General features: G+C 65.0%; 19 protein-coding genes. 18 read left to right on the forward strand and 1 reads right to left on the reverse strand.

All coding sequences use genetic code 11. The features are described 5' to 3' along the window. The 3 genes from AWC31_RS38000 to AWC31_RS29115 form a co-directional block, all read left to right on the forward strand. A partial coding sequence (locus AWC31_RS38000; RefSeq protein ID WP_234817046.1) for a PPW family C-terminal domain-containing PPE protein occupies positions 1–154 on the forward strand: 154 nt, incomplete at its 5' end. Positions 155–209: 55 nt separating this feature from the next. Further along, positions 210–503 (forward strand): type VII secretion system protein EsxG, encoded by a 294-nt coding sequence (gene esxG / locus AWC31_RS29110; RefSeq protein WP_085147856.1) that lies wholly within the window; start codon positions 210–212, stop codon positions 501–503. 29 nt (positions 504–532) lie between these two features. Beyond that, positions 533–820, forward strand: a complete 288-nt coding sequence (locus AWC31_RS29115) for a WXG100 family type VII secretion target (protein ID WP_067852580.1) — start codon at positions 533–535, stop codon at positions 818–820. Positions 821–950: 130 nt separating this feature from the next. Here AWC31_RS29115 and AWC31_RS29120 read toward each other — a convergent pair whose 3' ends face one another. Continuing rightward, positions 951–1361, reverse strand: a complete 411-nt coding sequence (locus AWC31_RS29120; protein ID WP_165766074.1) for a nuclear transport factor 2 family protein — start codon at positions 1359–1361, stop codon at positions 951–953. Positions 1362–1395: 34 nt separating this feature from the next. Here AWC31_RS29120 and AWC31_RS29125 point away from each other — a divergent pair, with 34 nt between their 5' ends. The 15 genes from AWC31_RS29125 to AWC31_RS29195 all read left to right on the forward strand — a co-directional run bounded on the left by AWC31_RS29125 (position 1396) and on the right by AWC31_RS29195 (position 16423). After that, positions 1396–2973 (forward strand): sugar ABC transporter ATP-binding protein, encoded by a 1578-nt coding sequence (locus AWC31_RS29125; protein WP_165766075.1) that lies wholly within the window; start codon positions 1396–1398, stop codon positions 2971–2973. Continuing rightward, on the forward strand, positions 2970–3992 hold the full coding sequence (locus AWC31_RS29130) for an ABC transporter permease (protein ID WP_085147862.1): 1023 nt from the start codon (positions 2970–2972) through the stop codon (positions 3990–3992). Before AWC31_RS29125 ends, AWC31_RS29130 begins: the two co-directional genes overlap by 4 nt. Before the next feature lie 6 nt (positions 3993–3998). Continuing rightward, entirely contained in the window at positions 3999–4907 is a 909-nt protein-coding gene (locus AWC31_RS29135) for an NAD-dependent epimerase/dehydratase family protein (protein WP_085147864.1), read from the forward strand. Between the two features lie 41 nt (positions 4908–4948). Then, a complete protein-coding gene (locus tag AWC31_RS29140; protein WP_085147866.1) occupies positions 4949–6040 on the forward strand; it encodes a substrate-binding domain-containing protein in 1092 nt (363 codons plus the stop codon). Beyond that, a complete protein-coding gene (locus AWC31_RS29145) occupies positions 6037–6771 on the forward strand; it encodes an IclR family transcriptional regulator (protein WP_085147868.1) in 735 nt (244 codons plus the stop codon). The genes AWC31_RS29140 and AWC31_RS29145 overlap by 4 nt, the downstream gene beginning before the upstream one ends. 249 nt (positions 6772–7020) lie before the next feature. Further along, on the forward strand, positions 7021–7884 hold the full coding sequence (locus tag AWC31_RS29150; RefSeq protein WP_165766076.1) for a substrate-binding domain-containing protein: 864 nt from the start codon (positions 7021–7023) through the stop codon (positions 7882–7884). Positions 7885–7903: 19 nt separating this feature from the next. Next, complete coding sequence (locus tag AWC31_RS29155; protein ID WP_165766077.1) at positions 7904–8899, forward strand: dihydroxyacetone kinase subunit DhaK; 996 nt, start codon at positions 7904–7906, stop codon at positions 8897–8899. A gap of 35 nt (positions 8900–8934) precedes the next feature. Continuing rightward, positions 8935–9558: a dihydroxyacetone kinase subunit DhaL gene (gene dhaL, locus AWC31_RS29160; RefSeq protein ID WP_165766078.1), complete on the forward strand. Its 624-nt coding sequence runs from the start codon at positions 8935–8937 to the stop codon at positions 9556–9558. Positions 9559–9569: 11 nt separating this feature from the next. Continuing rightward, positions 9570–10103 (forward strand): VOC family protein, encoded by a 534-nt coding sequence (locus AWC31_RS29165; RefSeq protein WP_085147877.1) that lies wholly within the window; start codon positions 9570–9572, stop codon positions 10101–10103. Further along, on the forward strand, positions 10100–10954 hold the full coding sequence (locus AWC31_RS29170) for a class I fructose-bisphosphate aldolase (RefSeq protein WP_085147879.1): 855 nt from the start codon (positions 10100–10102) through the stop codon (positions 10952–10954). Before AWC31_RS29165 ends, AWC31_RS29170 begins: the two co-directional genes overlap by 4 nt. Positions 10955–10961: 7 nt before the next feature. Beyond that, positions 10962–12065, forward strand: a complete 1104-nt coding sequence (locus tag AWC31_RS29175; protein WP_085147881.1) for an alcohol dehydrogenase catalytic domain-containing protein — start codon at positions 10962–10964, stop codon at positions 12063–12065. A 243-nt stretch (positions 12066–12308) separates the two neighbouring features. Further along, entirely contained in the window at positions 12309–13142 is an 834-nt protein-coding gene (rpsB, locus tag AWC31_RS29180; protein ID WP_067852282.1) for a 30S ribosomal protein S2, read from the forward strand. 20 nt (positions 13143–13162) lie between these two features. Continuing rightward, a complete protein-coding gene (gene tsf, locus AWC31_RS29185) occupies positions 13163–13978 on the forward strand; it encodes a translation elongation factor Ts (protein WP_067852284.1) in 816 nt (271 codons plus the stop codon). A 121-nt stretch (positions 13979–14099) separates the two neighbouring features. Beyond that, positions 14100–14975 (forward strand): LLM class F420-dependent oxidoreductase, encoded by an 876-nt coding sequence (locus tag AWC31_RS29190; RefSeq protein WP_085147883.1) that lies wholly within the window; start codon positions 14100–14102, stop codon positions 14973–14975. After that, positions 14972–16423: an amidase gene (locus AWC31_RS29195; RefSeq protein ID WP_085147885.1), complete on the forward strand. Its 1452-nt coding sequence runs from the start codon at positions 14972–14974 to the stop codon at positions 16421–16423. The genes AWC31_RS29190 and AWC31_RS29195 overlap by 4 nt, the downstream gene beginning before the upstream one ends. Positions 16424–16541: the final 118 nt, after the last annotated feature.

Raw genomic sequence — 16541 nt, forward strand, 5'->3', positions numbered from 1 at the left:
CAGTGGTACGGCGGCGCGGTCGGATGCGGCTGCGGCGGGGGTGACGACGTTGTCGGGCGACAGATTCGACGATCGGCCGGTCAGCCCGATGCTGCCGGGCACGTGGAACCCCGACGACACCCCAGAGGGGCCGGAAGGCGGTCCGCGCCGCTGAACCCAGACCACATCTCGCTGAACGTGTACCGGTTATCGATCTGAAAGGAACATCCATGAGCATGTTGGACGCTCACATTCCCCAGTTGGTTGCCTCTGAGGCGGCGTTCGGGGCCAAGGCTGCGTTGATGCGCAGCACGATCGCGCAGGCTGAGCAGGCGGCGATGTCGTCGCAGGCGTTTCACATGGGTGAGGCGTCGGCGGCGTTTCAGGCTGCTCATGCGCGGTTTGTCGAGGTGTCGGCCAAGGTCAACGCGTTGCTGGATATCGCTCAGCTGAACTTGGGTGATGCGGCCGGTACGTATGTGGCCCAGGATGCCGCCGCGGCCAGCACTTACACCGCTATCTGACCGGATCTCGAACGGATATAGGAGTTTTCATGTCTCAGATCATGTACAACTACCCGGCGATGCTGGCGCATGCTGCCGAGATGAACACCTATTCGGGTGCGTTGCATGCGGTGGGTGCCGATATCGCTGCCGAGCAGGCGGCGTTGGGTAGTGCTTGGCAGGGTGATACCGGGATGACCTATCAGGCGTGGCAGGCGCAGTGGAACCAGGCCATGGAGGAGCTGGTGCGTGCCTACCGGTCGATGGCGGCCACCCATGAGACCAACACCATCTCGATGAACGCCCGCGACCAAGCCGAAGGCGCCAAGTGGGGCTGATGCCCTGACTTCGTCCGCACGCGCCCGCCCCGTCCTGGTGCAGCACTGACCAGGGCGGGGCGGGCGCGCTGCGTGATGCGGTCCGAGCCGCACGACGGCGCTGGCTCACACGGTCGGGAATCCGGTCTGCCTAGCCGTGTGCCGCATAGAGTGCGTCGCAAACGTGCAGCGTGTCGCAGTACTCACGAATCGACGTGATCCTCGAGTGCTCGACGGTGAAGAAGAACGCGTACTCGTTGTCGTAGGCCCGGCCGTCGACACTCGTTCCGACGGCATGCCATTCGATCGCGACCACATCGCCGTCGGAGACGATTCGGGTCAAGTCGAGCTTGAGCGATCCGGCGCGGTACAGCCCTAGCCCTTGGCGCAGAAAGTCATTGAGTATCGCCTGCCGACCTACATAATGCCCAGCGACCGGCAGCCTGCCGTGCAGGTGCCACGTCGCATCGGGCGCGAGAATCGCCGCCAGGGTAGCGGTGTCGCCTGATTCGATCGCCGCGACGAACTGCCGAATCACATGCTCGTTTGACGGGTTACTCACTGGTGCCTCCTTGGCAATGGGGCCGGTGTCGGCAGTGCTTGACATCGATGGACGACTCACTCTAGCGTTCGTTCATGATTTCGTTCTAGTGAGCGAAATAATGAACGGAGATGCCATGAGTTCTCGCCTGGAAGTCCGCGGCGTATCCAAGCGCTACCCGGGTGTGCGTGCACTGGACGGGTTCGACTTGTCGTTGGAGCCAGGCGAAGTACGGGCGCTCCTCGGCAAGAACGGGGCAGGCAAGTCGACTCTCGTCAGAATCCTTTCGGGCGCCGAACGCCCTGACGAGGGCGCAATTCATCTCAACGGTGAGCCCGCCGTCATCACTTCGCCGCGGCGTGCGCGTGAATTGGGCATCGCCACCGTGCACCAGGAACTCAGCCTCGTGCCCGAGCTCACTGTCGCCGACAACCTCCTGCTCGGCCGTTGGCGCGCGGCAGGCGCGGTCGGTCCATTCATATCGCCGTCGGCGATCGTCGCCCAAGCCTGCGAACACTTGGCCGCGCTGGATCTTGCGATCGACCCGCGAGCCAGGATCAAGTCGTTGAGCATTGCGGCGCAGCAGAGCGTGGAGATAGCCCGCGCCGTCTCGTTGGGTAGCCGGGTGCTGATTCTGGACGAGCCCACCAGCTCGTTGCCGGCTGCAGAAGTCGACGTGCTGATCAAACTCATTCGGCGTCTGACGGATTCAGGCATATCGGTGATCTACGTTTCGCATCGAATGGACGAGATCCCACTCGTTGCGGATTCGGTGACGGTGGTCCGTGACGGCAGGCTCGTCGAGACGCGGCCGATCGATGATGCGGGAACTGACGACATTGTCCGCATGATGACCGGCGGTGCAACGCATTCGCCCCGTACGGCATCAGGGAAACTGTCGAATGACGTCGTCCTTGCCGTCGAAGGTTTGTGCTCCGGGGATCGCGTCAATGGCGTGGACTTCGTTCTGCACCGCGGCGAAGTCCTCGGTATCGCAGGCCTATTGGGCTCAGGCCGTACCGAAATCCTGCGCTGCCTGTTCGGCCTTGACCCCACCGATGCCGGCCGGATGGTCCTCGAGGGGCGCAGTTACGCACCTAGGTCGCCAAAGGAGGCCATAAACACCGGCATCGGCTTCACACCCGAGGATCGGAAACGTGATGGTGTTGTCTTGGGCATGTCGGTCGGTGCCAACCTGGTACTGGCGGTGCTGGAGCGGCTGTCGCGCCGAGGATTGCTGTCGCGCAGAGCTGAAAAGAAACTCGCGGTATCGAGCAGCGCGCGCCTGGCGGTGAAAGCGCCCTCACTGCGCTCTGCGGTCGGAACGCTCTCGGGTGGCAATCAACAGAAGGTGATTCTCGGCAAGTGGCTCAACGCGGGGGTGCGGTTGTTGCTGCTCGACGAACCAACGCGGGGCATCGACATCGAAGCCAAAGAGCAGATATACCAAGTGATCCGTGAGTTGGCAGCGGATGGCGTGAGCACCATCGTCGTCTCGTCCGAGACCGAGGAACTGTTTCACGTCTGCGACCGCATCGTTGTCCTCGGCGCAGGCCGGGTCGTGGCGGAACGCGCGACCGACGCGGCCACGCCATCGGAAGTGTTGGCACTCGCAATGGGAGGCAAACAATGACAGCGGTGTTCAGTGGTCCGGTTGTCCCACCGACAGGAAGCGATTCCAACTCGCCGTCTCGCAGGAAGGCGATCCTGACGACGGTGCGGCATTGCGGTGGGCAACATCTCGGGTTGCTCGGTGTTCTCAGCGTGCTGGTTGTCGTGCTGTCCGCGACGGCACCGAACTTCCTCACCTCCGCGAACCTTCTCGATGTCGCCCGCCAACTGTCATTCACCGGGATCATCGCGTTCGGCATGACATTGGTGATTGTCGCCGGTGAGATCGACATCAGCGTTGGCTCTGCAATCGCCTTCGGCTCGGCGCTTTTCGGTGTGCTCGCGGTACAGCAGGCGTTGCCGCTTTGGCTGGCCGCACCGGCGGTTTGCCTCACCGGCGCAGCGATCGGCGCCGCAGCCGGTGCGACCCGGGCCTGGCTGAATGTGCCGTCATTCATCGTGACGCTGGCGTTGTTCTCGGCGCTCAGCGGCGCGGCGTTGATCTTGACCAACGCTGTCCCACTGCCGATCATCGACGCGGGCTTCGCGGAGTGGGGCAACGGTACGCTTCTCGGGATCCCGATTCCGGCGCTGGTCATGGTCCTCACCTTCGCTGTGTTCTGGTTGATCGCCAACCGAACCGCGTTCGGTCGAGCCGTTTACGCGATCGGCGGAAACCCAGAGGCTGCGCGGCTGTCGGGGATTCCGGTTGCCCGCATCCGCACCATGCTGTTCGGTCTCACCGGCGTGCTCGCCGCGATCTCGGCGGTTCTGCAAACTTCGCAGCTGGGTGCCGGTAACCCGACGATCGGTCGCGGGGTCGAGTTCGCGGTTATCACGGCGGTTATCGTCGGTGGCGCCAACCTCTACGGGGGCCGCGGCTCGATGGTCGGCACACTGATCGGTGTCGTCTTCATCGGCGTCCTCAACAACGGCATGGTGTTGCTCGGAGTCAACAGCTATGCCCAGTACGTGGCCAACGGACTGATCGTCCTCCTCGCCGTGCTAGTCAGCGGCATGCGTCCACGAGTCGGGAGATAGAGCATCATGCGGATATTCATCACCGGCGCAACCGGATTCATTGGTGGCACGCTTGCCGTCCGCTTGGCGTCAACACACCAAGTGCGTGGGCTCATCAGGTCCGCCGACCATGTCGAGGCCCTTGTTGCCGCCGGTATCGAGCCCGTGCTCGGCCACCTCGACGACGCAGAGATCCTCGCAGCGGAAGCACGCGCCGCCGATGCTGTCATCAACGCCGCCGACAGCGACCACGCTGACGCCGTCGACGTTCTCCTCGATGCTCTCGATGGCAGCGGTAAACCGTTCCTGCACACCAGCGGATCGAGCATCGTCGGCGAGGCATCCGGAGGTGAGCCGCAGCAGGCCGTCTACACCGAGGCAGATGTCGTCGGCGACAGCGGTTGGGTGCCTGCCGAAGACAAGCAAGCGAGAGTCGCCATCGATCGCCGAGTGCTGGCAGCGCGGGAGCGCAACATCCGTTCGGTCGTGTTATGTAACTCGATGGTGTACGGGACCGGCGAGGGTGTGCGGCGAGACAGCGTACAGATACCTCGGCTTGTCGAGACAGCCCGGAGAAGCGGTGTGGTGCGGCACGTCGGGCGAGGTCTGAACGTGTGGTCCAACGTCTCACTCAGCGATGCGTGCGATCTGTACCTGCTGGCGCTGGACAAGGCAGCCCCCGGTTCCTTCTTCTTCGTAGAGAACGGTGAGGCGAGTTTCCGGGCCATCACGGAGGCGATCGCAGCGGCCTTGCGGTTGCCGCAGCCGAGCGCGATGTCGGTGGCTGAGGCGATCACCGAGTGGGGCTTTGAGCCCGCGGTCTACGCATTAGGCTCCAACAGCCGGGTGCGGGGCCGAGCGCCCCGGGACCAACTTGGTTGGCGACCCAAGCACGGCTCTGTCACCAGCTGGATACGTGAGAATGTGCGTCCCTAACCGGATGGGGCCTGCTCGGCTCGTATCCTGACGGCGTGGGCATGGAGCCGGGCGCATCGCCGCGCGTGCCGGCTGTCGGCCGGGCATTTCAAGTGTTGTCGGAAATCGCTGTGCGTGGTCCGGCCACGCTGTCCGAACTATCTCGACGGGTCGTGCTCCCGAAGAGCAGCCTGCTCGGGATATGTCAGGCCCTGGTCGACCAACGGTTGCTCACGATGTCAGATGGCAACTATGGCCTCGGGCTGGCCGTCATCGAGTTGGCAGCGGCCTACGGGCGGCAGCCGGTGCGGATGACCCGTGTCGGTGTCTGTGTGCAAAACCTCGACAACCCATTTTTCGTCGCCGAGGTCGCCGCGATCAAGGCGGTCGCGTCGGCCCAGGCGATCGACGTCGAGATCCGCGATGCGGAACAGGATCTGGGGCGTCAGGCCGAGCAGATCGACGGTCTGGTGGCCGACGGTGTACAGGCGTTGTTGCTCGACAGCGTGGACTCCGTCGGCGTCGGCGCGGCGGTTGCCCGCAGCAGGGATTCAGGGGTGCCGGTAGTCGCGCTCAACGTAGGCGCCGAGGGCGCTGACGCGACGGTGACAACCGACAACGTCGCGGCCGGCGCGATGGTCGGTCGATATCTCGCCACATCCATCGGAGGACGGGGCCGGGTCGCGATCGTCGACGGTACGTTCGTGACGGCTACCGCCGACCGCGTCGCCGGATTCGTGTCGGCATTGCGTGACTACCCTGACATCGTGATCGTCAGTCGCCGACGCGGTGACCACTCGGAAGCCTCGGGACGTACCGTGGCCCGTCGCATTCTCGCTGAATCCGGTCCGATCGACGGCTTTTTCGGCATCAACGACCCCACTTCCCTCGGCGTGCTGAGTGCGGTCCAAGAGGCAGGTCTGCGAATTCCGATCGTCAGCGTCGACGGATCACAGCGTGCCGCAGCCCTTTTGGATCGAGATGCCGGCCTGATCGCGACCGCGGCGCAGGACCCGGCCGAGATGGCCCGCGTCGGACTGTCGGTGGCTGCCGATGTGATCTCGGGGCTTGCCCTCACCTCTCGCCTTCGGCTGCTGGCGCCGCGGCTCATCACGCCGGATGTCGATGACTATGTCCCGTGGGACGCCACATGACGAGCCCTGGTTCACCTGCCGTCCATCGCGCCGCTCGGGTGTTGGCCGAGCTTGCGGCCAACCCGCACGGGGTTTCGGTTCCTGAGCTTGCTCGGCGGCTCGGTACTGCGAAGAGTTCTGTTTCCGATCTGGTGTCGACGTTGCTCCTGGAGAGGGCGGTGACTCGTGACGAGCAGGGGACGGTACGGCTTGGTGTGCGAATTGCCGAGATCGCCAGAGGTTTCGTCGGGGGCACCAGATTGATCGAGGAGTTCCGGCCAGCGTGCGCGCGCATCAGCGAATTGGACGGCGCCGCGGTCGTGCTTGCGGTGCTCGTGGGTGGCGACATCGCGCACGTCGCCGTGCGTGAGGGGGATAGGCCACTGCCGCTCACCCTCACGCCCGGCATGCGCTTGCCCGCGTGGTCTACGGCAACGGGGATCGCCCTGTTGACCGACCTGCCGGACGTTGTGGTCGACCGGCTGTACCAGAACGAACCGGCCGCATCACCCAGCGGGCTGATTTTTGACGCCGACCGACTGCTGTTGGCCCGCAAAGCATGTCGTACACGCGGATGGGCTTCTAACGAAGGTGTCGAGGAGATGACGCTCGCCGGCACCGCGGCTGTGGTCGTGGTTGACGGCCGTCCGCTCGCCGCAGTCGGTGTCGTCCGAGCTCAAGGAAGCGCGAGGCACGCGACCGACGCGGCCGCGATCGGCCGACTCGCGCACGAACTCGCATCCCGCGCTTAATCACCACTCGGTGAAGGGTTGACGGTGGTCACTCAGCGCCTTTATGGTGTTCTATATCTCGTTCACTAGAACGAAGAATCGAACACCGCAGAGCGTGGAAACGCGTCGCAAGCGGTGCTCTCGCATCGAAAGGCATGTAAATCAATGAGATTCGCTCGGATGGCCGCTGTGGCGGCAGCGGCGGCGGTCGCCTGTGGGTGCCAAGCCGGCAGTGGAGATGGTGCACCAGACGGTACGTACACCGTCGGCGTGACGACGTTGTTTCCCACCGGAACCTTCTCGGAGTTTGTCGACCGGCTCAACGAAATCGGCCAGGAGAACGGGATTTCGTTCGACATCGCCGATATCAACAACGACGTGACCAAGGAAAACCAGGTACTCAGCGGTTTCGCCACCAAGGGTGTGGATCTGGTCGTGACCAGCGTGGCGAGCGCGACCGGGTCGGCGGCCGCGATCCGCAGGCTCGACAATGCCGGCGTGCCGGTGGTCTGTTACAACACGTGCCTCGCAGCACCGCTCGATGAACAACTCACCGAAGCGTTCGTCACCAACGACCAGAAGGGACTCGGCACGAGCACCGGACGTGCGGTGGCGCACTATTTGGGCGATCGGCCGGGGCCCGCGAAGATTGCCTACCTGACCTGCGAGACGTACGACGTGTGTAAGGACCGACGCGCTGGTCTGGATGAGGCACTTGCCGCACTGGACGTGCAGACGGTCACTGCCCAGGAAGGGTACGTGGTGGACGCCGCGACGCCCGTTGCCACCGCAATGCTCGCCGCACATCCGGATATCGACGTGTTGATCGCGGAGAACGAGGACGGCATCGTGGCAGCTGCCAAAGCTGTGGAAGCGCGCGGGCTTCAGGGCGAGGTTGCAGTTTTCGGTATCGGCATCAATCCGACTGTCGCGCAGTTGTTGCTTGCCGAACCCGCCATCGTCGAACACACCACCGGCCAGGATGCCGCCGCATGGGCCGACGAGGTGATCGCCGTTGCGACTGCAACCCGCGACGGCAAAGACACCGGTGAATATCTGCACTACACGCCGTCGCCCGAATTCAACCGCCACGACGTCGACGCCGTCAGGGAGTACCTGGCCGCACGCCAGTGATCAGAAACGAGACATGCTCATGCGAAAGTTCATCAACAAACCCAGTGACGTCGCGGCTGAGACTCTCGAAGGCTACGCGGCTGCCCACACTGCTCGAATAACCCGTGTTCCAGGAACTCTCGGTCTGATTCGCCGAGACCTCACCGAACGGGTCGTTGTGCTCGTCGGCGGAGGGAGCGGCCATGAACCGGTGTGGCTGGAATACGTCGGAGATGGTCTGGCAGACGCGGTCTGCCAGGGTGACGTATTTGCCGCGCCCAATCCGATGTCGATTGTCACGGTGGCCGCTGCGGCGCACCGAGGCCACGGAGTGTTGTTCATGTACGGCAATTACGCGGGGGACAGACTCAATTTCGACCTGGCTGCCGAAGAACTCGAAGCCGATGGAATTGCGACGCGTACCGTCCGGATCACTGATGACGTCGCTTCCGCGCCGTTGGAACGTCGCAATGACCGTCGCGGTATCGCCGGAGGGTATTTCGCCACTCGGATCGCTGCAGCCGCTGCGGCGCGGGGAGACGATCTCGACGCAGTCGCCTCGATCGCGCAGCGAGCCGTCGATCACACCCGCAGCATCGGAGTCGCAGGGGCCGGTGGCACGATTCCGGGCTCGAGCGAACCGACCCTCGTCGTGGCAGCGGGCCGCCTCGAGATCGGCATGGGCATGCACGGTGAAAAAGGGGTGTGGGCAGGTGACTTCCTTGGCGCGGACGCGACAGCTGACAAGATGCTCGAGTTGCTCTTCGCCGACCGCCCGCTGAATCGCGACCACTCTGTCGCAGTTCTGGTGAATGGTCTGGGGGCCACGACTCGCGCCGAGTTGCTGATTGTGAGCCGTCGACTGTTGCACCGGCTCGCCGAAGAGTCAATCGATATCGCCGATACCCACATCGGTGAGTACGCGACAAGCCAAGAGATGCACGGGTTTTCGATCACCCTCTTCGAGCTGGACGAGGACCTCGCGCAGTTGTATCACCGCGAGGCCCACGCGACATTCGCAGGAGTGTCGACATGAGCGCTCCAGCGATCGAGACAACCGACGTCATCGGCATGCTGACGGCGGTGTGCGAGCGGATGATCCTCAGCGAGGAACTGTTGGCACGCGCAGACCGCGAAATCGGTGATGGAGACCATGGCCAGGGTATGGCGCGCGGATTCCGGGCGGCCCGCGACCATCTCCGGCGCTGTCCGGCGAGCGCCAGCCCGCACGAGATTCTCGTCGGGGTAGGCACAACCCTGATCGAATCCATGGGCGGGGCCTCCGGCGTCGTGTTCGGAACGCTGTTTCGAAGCGCCAGAACCTCATCCTTTGCGGGACCGTTGACGACGGCGGCTTTGGCAGACCATCTCGACGCCGGTGTCGCAGAGATTCAGCGTCGCGGCGGAGCGCAGCCGGGCGACAAAACCATGCTGGATGCCGTCATCCCGGTTGTCGAGGCATTGCGTAAGCAATCCGCGGAAACTCCAGTGGCGCAGGCGCTCAAGGAAGCCGCTCTGGCGGCGGAGGCGGGCGCGGAGGCGACCCGAACCATGACAGCGAGGCATGGAAAGTCTGCGGCCCTCGGTTTGCGTTCGCTTGGCTTCCCCGACCCCGGCGCAATCTCGGTTGCGCTCATTTTTCGCGAGATGGCCGACTGGCTCGCTCGACACCACATGCAAACCTCGACACACTGAAAGGCACAACGATGACCGCATCCCTGACTGCCGACGAACTGCGGCGACGCAACGCGGATCGCAAGATATTCCAGATCGCGCTAGTTACACGCGATCTGGAGAGAAGCATGAAAGCCTGGGTGGAAAACTTGGGGATCGGCCCGTGGACGGTTCTCACGTTCACCGAGGATTCGGTGCGAGACCTCAAGGTTGGTGCTCAACCGGTGACCGTTCCGTTCAAGTTCCTCATAGCCATTGCCACGGTGGGAGACATCGATTTCGAACTGATCCAGCCGGTGTACGGGCCCACGATCTACGAGGAGTTTCTGCAACGTCGCGGGGAGGGCCTGCATCACATCAAGGAGAAGATCTCCGAACGTGATCTGGACGCGGTGATCGACGACTACGCCGCCAAGGGGATCGGCGTGCTGCAGACGGGCTGGTTCGACGTAGACGTGCACTACTACATGGACACCGAACCCAAGCTCGACTTCATCTTCGAGCTGGGCAACTGCCCGCGATTGCAACTGCCCGAAGGCTCGTACTCGACGTACCCGGCCGAATGAGCAACGCAGACTTGCTTCCTCGTCTGCAAAGGCTACTGGGCGAGGACGGACGACTGCTCGATGTCGCGATTGATCATGGTGCGGTCAACGAGCCTGCATTGCTGGGCGGGATCAGCGACATGCGGGCGGCATTGGAGACCTTGCGCGCCGCCGGTCCGGACGCGATCCAACTTACCCCGGGGATGGCTCGCCTCCTGGCCGGGCGGCGCAGTTCAGCGGACCCGAGGCTGGTGTTGCGCACCGATGTGTCCAATGTCTATGGCGCTGCCGTGCCGCGCTCACCGTCCTGCGAGTTGCTGCCGGGGGCCGTCACGACGGCGCTACGCATCGACGCGGCGTGCGTGGTGGCGAACTTGTTGCTACTTCCGGATCAGCCCGAACTCCACAGCCAGTGCGTGCGCAATGTCGGCGCGCTGCGGGAGGAATGTGAGCGTGTCGGTATGCCACTGATGGTGGAACCGCTGGTGATGGCTCCGAATGAGACTGCAGGCGGCTATCAGGTCGATGGAGATCTCGACCGGATCACCGCTCTGGTTCGACAGGCAGCGGAACTGGGCGCTGATGTCATCAAGGCTGATCCGTGCAGCGTGCCTGCCGAGTTTCACCGGGTGATCACCGCAGCCTCTGGGGTTCCAGTACTCGTTCGCGGTGGTGGACGCGCCCCGGACACCGAGATTCTCGAGCGAACCGTAGCGATCATGCGGCAGGGTGCTATCGGAATTGTGTACGGGAGGAACATCTTTCAACATCCGAATCCCGCCGCTATGGTCGCCGCCTTGATGGCCGTGGTCCACGACGATGTCGATGCACCCACGGCCGCCGAACTCCTGCACCGGCACAGCGCCGCATGAGGGCTGTATGAGGATCGTTGGTGCCGTCTTGGACCATAGCCGGGCGGACCGGCCTTACCGGGCCAGTGCGCCGCTTGCCATCACCGAACTCGATCTGTCGGAGCCGCGCGCCGGCGAGATCCGCGTCGCCATCGACGCGGCCGGCGTGTGTCACTCGGACCTTTCGGTCGTCGACGGCAACCGGGCCCGCCCCTTGCCGATGCTCTTGGGGCACGAAGGCACCGGCCTGGTCGAGGCGGTGGGGGACGGCGTTGCCGATATCCATCCGGGTCAACGCGTGGTGATGACATTCCTGCCGCGGTGCGGTCAATGTGAGGGCTGCCGTAGCGGCGGCCGGATCCCGTGTGGCCGGGGGAGCGGCGCCAACGCCTCCGGTGAACTGATGAACGGAGGAACTCGCCTGGCGCGTAATGGCGGTCTGGTGCACCACCATCTCGGGGTGTCGGCATTCGCGACCCACGCAGTGGTGGACCGGCGATCTGTCGTTCCGATCGATCCAGATATCCCGCCTTCCGTCGGGGCGCTGCTGGGTTGTGCCGTGCTCACCGGCGGCGGTGCGGTACTCAACGACGGCAACGCGCGGGCCGGTGAGCCCATCGCTGTTGTCGGTCTCGGCGGCGTGGGAATGGCGGCCGTGATGACGGCGTTGGCCCTGGGCCACGACGTTATCGCGGTTGACAACGTCGAGACGAAGCTCGCACTGGCCCGCGACCTCGGCGCGACGGAGGTGCTCACCCCACAGCGGGCCACGGAACGCGGCATACGAGCGCCGGTCGTGATCGAAGCCGCCGGTCACCCGCGTGCCTTCGAGACCGCCCTCGCCTTGACGACAGCGGGCGGACGGACAATCACCGTCGGACTGCCCGCACCGTCAGCAATGGCGGCGGTATCACCGCTGCTGATCACCGCAGAGGCGCGAACCATCGTCGGCAGCTACCTCGGTTCGGCGGTGCCCGATCGCGACATCCCGGTTTTCGTCCGGCTCTGGCGGGACGGCCTTCTGCCCATCGAGCGGCTCGTCACAGCCGAAATAGAGCTCGGTCAGATCAACGCGGCCATGGATGATCTCGCCGACGGTCGGGCGATCCGCCAGATCGTCCGGATGGCTTAGCCGTCGCCGAGCTGCACCTGCTGCGTGGTAAAAGCACCCCTGTTCAGCGTGTAAACTTCAATCCGCAGCTCGCCCGAGCGGGCTGACTTCGCGTGTCTGCGCCACGGCCGCCTTATCGGGGTCGTACCCGGATGCCGGCGGTCCTGACCTGGGAGTTCCCAGTCGGGTCCGGCAACCAGTAGGCACCAGGGCCCGGCATCACCCGACGCCGGGCGACAACCGACATAAAGGAACCATGGACTCATGGCTGTTGTAACCATGAAGCAGCTGCTCGACAGCGGCACCCACTTCGGGCACCAGACCCGTCGCTGGAACCCCAAGATGAAGCGGTTCATCTTCACCGACCGCAACGGCATCTACATCATCGACCTGCAGCAGACGCTGACCTACATCGACAAGGCGTACGAGTTCGTCAAGGAAACCGTCGCCCACGGCGGCAGCGTTCTGTTCGTCGGCACCAAGAAGCAGGCGCAGGAATCCATCGCCGACGAGGCGACCCGCGTCGGCATGCCCTACGTGAACCAGCGCTGGTTGGGCGGCATGCTCACCAACTTCTCCACCGTGCACAAGCGTCTGCAGCGCCTCAAGGAGCTCGAGGCGATGGAGCAGACCGGTGGCTTCGAGGGCCGCACCAAGAAGGAAATCCTCATGCTCACGCGTGAGAAGAACAAGCTTGAGCGCAGCCTCGGCGGTATTCGCGACATGCAGAAGGTGCCTTCGGCCATCTGGGTCGTCGACACCAACAAGGAGCACATCGCCGTCGGCGAGGCCCGCAAGCTGGGTATCCCGGTCATCGCGATCCTGGACACCAACTGCGATCCCGACGTCGTCGACTACCCGATCCCGGGCAATGACGACGCCATCCGTTCGGCGGCCCTGCTCACCAAGGTGATCGCCTCCGCGGTGGCCGAGGGTCTGCAGGCCCGGGCCGGCCAGGGCAGCGGCGAGAAGCCCGAGGAGGGCGCCGAGCCGCTCGCCGAGTGGGAGCAGGAGCTGCTGGCCGGTGCGACCGCCGGTGCTGCCGACAGCCCGGCCGGTGGTGCGACCTCCACCGAATCATCCACTGACGCTTCGTAATTTTTCAGGGGAAGGCTTACATGGCTAACTACACCGCTGCCGACGTCAAGCGACTTCGGGAGCTGACCGGCGCCGGCATGCTCGACTCGAAGAACGCGCTGGTCGAGGCTGACGGCGACTTTGACAAGGCCGTCGAGCTGCTGCGCATCAAGGGCGCCAAGGACGTCGGCAAGCGCGCTGAGCGCGCGACCGCCGAGGGTCTGGTCGCGGCCAAGGACGGCGCGTTGATCGAGCTCAACTCCGAGACCGACTTCGTCGCCAAGAACGCCGAGTTCCAGGCACTGGCCGACCAGGTCGTGGCCGCCGCGGCAGCCTCGAAGGCCGCCGATGTGGACGCGCTGAAGGCCGCCAAGGCCGGTGACACCACCGTCGAGCAGGCCATCGCGGACCTGTCGGCCAAGATCGGCGAGAAGCTCGAGCTGCGGCGCGTTGCCTACTTCGACGGTCAGGTCGAGACCTACCTGCACAAGCGGGCCGCTGACCTGCCGCCTGCCGTCGGCGTGCTCGTCGAGTACACCGGTGATTCGCAGGAGGCCGCGCACGCGGTCGCGCTGCAGATCGCCGCGCTGAAGGCCAAGTACCTCACCCGTGAGGACGTGCCGGAGGACATCGTCGCCAACGAGCGTCGCATCGCCGAGGAGACCGCGAAGGAAGAGGGCAAGCCCGAGCAGGCACTGCCCAAGATCGTCGAGGGTCGCGTGACCGGCTTCTACAAGGACGTCGTGCTGCTCGATCAGCCGTCGGTGTCCGACAGCAAGAAGACCGTCAAGGCACTGCTCGACGAGGCAGGCGTGACCGTGACCCGGTTCGTCCGGTTCGAGGTCGGCCAGGCCTAGCGAGAAGACCTGAGCGGCGCACCAACCGCTCAACGTAAAACCCCGCGTCAGATCCGGCGATCCCGGAGACGCGGGGTTTTGCCTTTGGATGGGATCGCCGGGAACGGTTGTTGGAGATGCCATGCGCATAGGAGTCGTCTTTCCCCAGACCGAACTCGGCGGAGACCCGGGTGCCGTACGGGCCTACGGACAGCGGGTCGAAGAGCTGGGATACGCCCACATCCTGGCCTACGACCACGTCGTCGGGGCTGACCCGGCCGTGCACCAGGGCTGGGCCGGGCCCTACGACATCCGCACGACGTTCCACGAGCCGTTCGTGATGTTCGGCTATCTCGCCGCGGTGACCACACTGGAACTGGTGACCGGGGTGATCATCCTGCCCCAGCGGCAGACCGTGCTGGTGGCCAAGCAGGCCGCCGAAGTCGATCTGCTCACCGGTGGACGACTGCGCCTCGGTGTCGGGTTGGGTTGGAACGCAGTCGAATACGAGGCGCTCGGCGAAGCGTTCGGTAACCGCGGCAAGCGTTCGGAGGAGCAGGTCGAGCTGATGCGGCGGCTGTGGACCGAGCCGACAGTGACCTTCGACGGCCGATACCACCGGGTCACCGGGGCCGGGCTGGCGCCGCTGCCGGTCCAGCGACCGATCCCGGTGTGGTTCGGTGCCGCCACCGAGCGTGCGCTTGAGCGCGCGGGCCGGCTGGGCGACGGCTGGTTCCCGATGGTGGCGCCGGGCACCAAGCTCGACGAAGCCCGGGCACATGTCGAGCGGGCGGCCCTGGCTGCCGGCCGCGACCCGGCATCCATCGGAATGGAGGGCCGGGTGACCTGGAGCGGTGATGCCGAGCGGGCCGCACGCGAGTTGTCGGCCTGGGCCGCGGCGGGCGCATCGCACGTCTCGGTCAACACCATGGGCGCGGGTCTGGACACCGTCGACGCTCATCTCGCCGCATTGGAGAGGGTGGCGGCAGCGGTACCACTTGGTACCGTCGGCGCATGAGTGTAATCAGCGCCTTCGGCGACGATGCTCTGGGCGATCATGACGCGGTCGGCCTGGTCGAGGAACTGCGCGCCAGCCGGGTATCGGCCGCCGACCTCATCGAAGCGGCCGTGACGCGGGTCGAGGCCGTCAACCCCACCCTGAACGGGCTGGCGTTCGAAGCCTTCGACCGGGCCCATGCGCGGGGCGCGGCGCCCAGCCCGTACGGCGGCTTTTTCGACGGCGTACCGACGTTCGTCAAAGACAACGTCGCGGTCGAGGGTATGCCGACCATGTCGGGTACCGATGCCTGGGAGCCGCGGCCCGAACCCGCCCACGGCGATTTCGCCCGGGCCTATCTCGCCACCGGCCTGGTGCCGCTCGGCAAGACCCGGCTGTCGGAATTCGGCTTCAGCGCCTCGTGTGAGCATCCCCGGCTCGGGCCGGTGCGCAATCCGTGGAACCCCGACTACACCGCGGGCGCATCGTCGTCGGGTTCTGGCGCGTTCGTCGCGGCCGGCGTGGTGCCGATCGCGCATGCGAACGATGGCGGTGGGTCAATTCGGATCCCGGCGGCCTGCAACGGTCTCGTGGGGCTCAAACCGTCGCGTGGCCGGCTCCCGCAGGACGCGAATCTCCGACGGATGCCGCTGCGCATCGTGTCCGACGGAGTGGTGACCCGCTCCGTCCGCGACACCGCCGCGCTCTACCGCGAGATGGAGCGCGTGTACCGCAATCCCAAGCTGCCACCGATCGGAGATGTCAGCCGGCCCGGCAAGCAGCGGCTGCGTATCGCGGTGTGCACACAGTCGATCGCCCGGGAGGCCAGCCCGGAGATGCGTGAGCTCACCCTCAAGACCGCGGCGCTGCTCGAAGAGCTCGGCCATCGGATCATGCCAATCGGCAACCCGGTCCCGGCCAGTTTCAAAGACGACTTCCTGCTCTACTGGGCGTTTCTCGCATATGCCTTGGTGCGCGGCGGAACTCGCACATTCGGTCCGAGCTTCGACCGCGGCCGCCTCGACAACCTGACCCTCGGGCTCGAGCGTTTCGCCGGCCGCAATCTCTACCGCCTGCCGGTGGCGATCACCAGGCTGGCCCGGACCCGGCGCATCACCGAGCGGCTGTCCAACAGTTATGACGCGGTTCTCATGCCGACGCTCGCCGAACCGACGTTGCCGATCGGCCGGCTCGATCCGACCGCGGACTACGAACAGATCATCGAGCGGCTCATCGACTGGGTGGCGTTCACGCCGCTGCAGAACGCCACCGGTGACCCCGCCATCTCACTGCCGTTGGCGCAGACGGCAACTGGGCTCCCGGTCGGAATGATGTTGTCGACGACGGTGGGCCGCGAGGCGCGGCTACTGGAGCTCGCCTACGAACTGGAGGAAGCGCAGCCGTGGCGTCGGATCCAGGATTCGGTGGTGGCGCCTCGGCGTAAACGCGCCCGAAAAGCGGTCAACTAAGCGGATATTGCGCGTCTCTGACGAGGATGGCGACGGATTTCGTCGTCGCGGCGACATGACGTCGTAACGCCGGCCGGGCCCTGTTAACCCACGCGACACCGTGAACTGCTGCGGGCGA

Origin of the sequence: Mycolicibacterium wolinskyi, assembly GCF_002101965.1 — a bacterium.
GTDB lineage: Bacteria > Actinomycetota > Actinomycetes > Mycobacteriales > Mycobacteriaceae > Mycobacterium > Mycobacterium wolinskyi.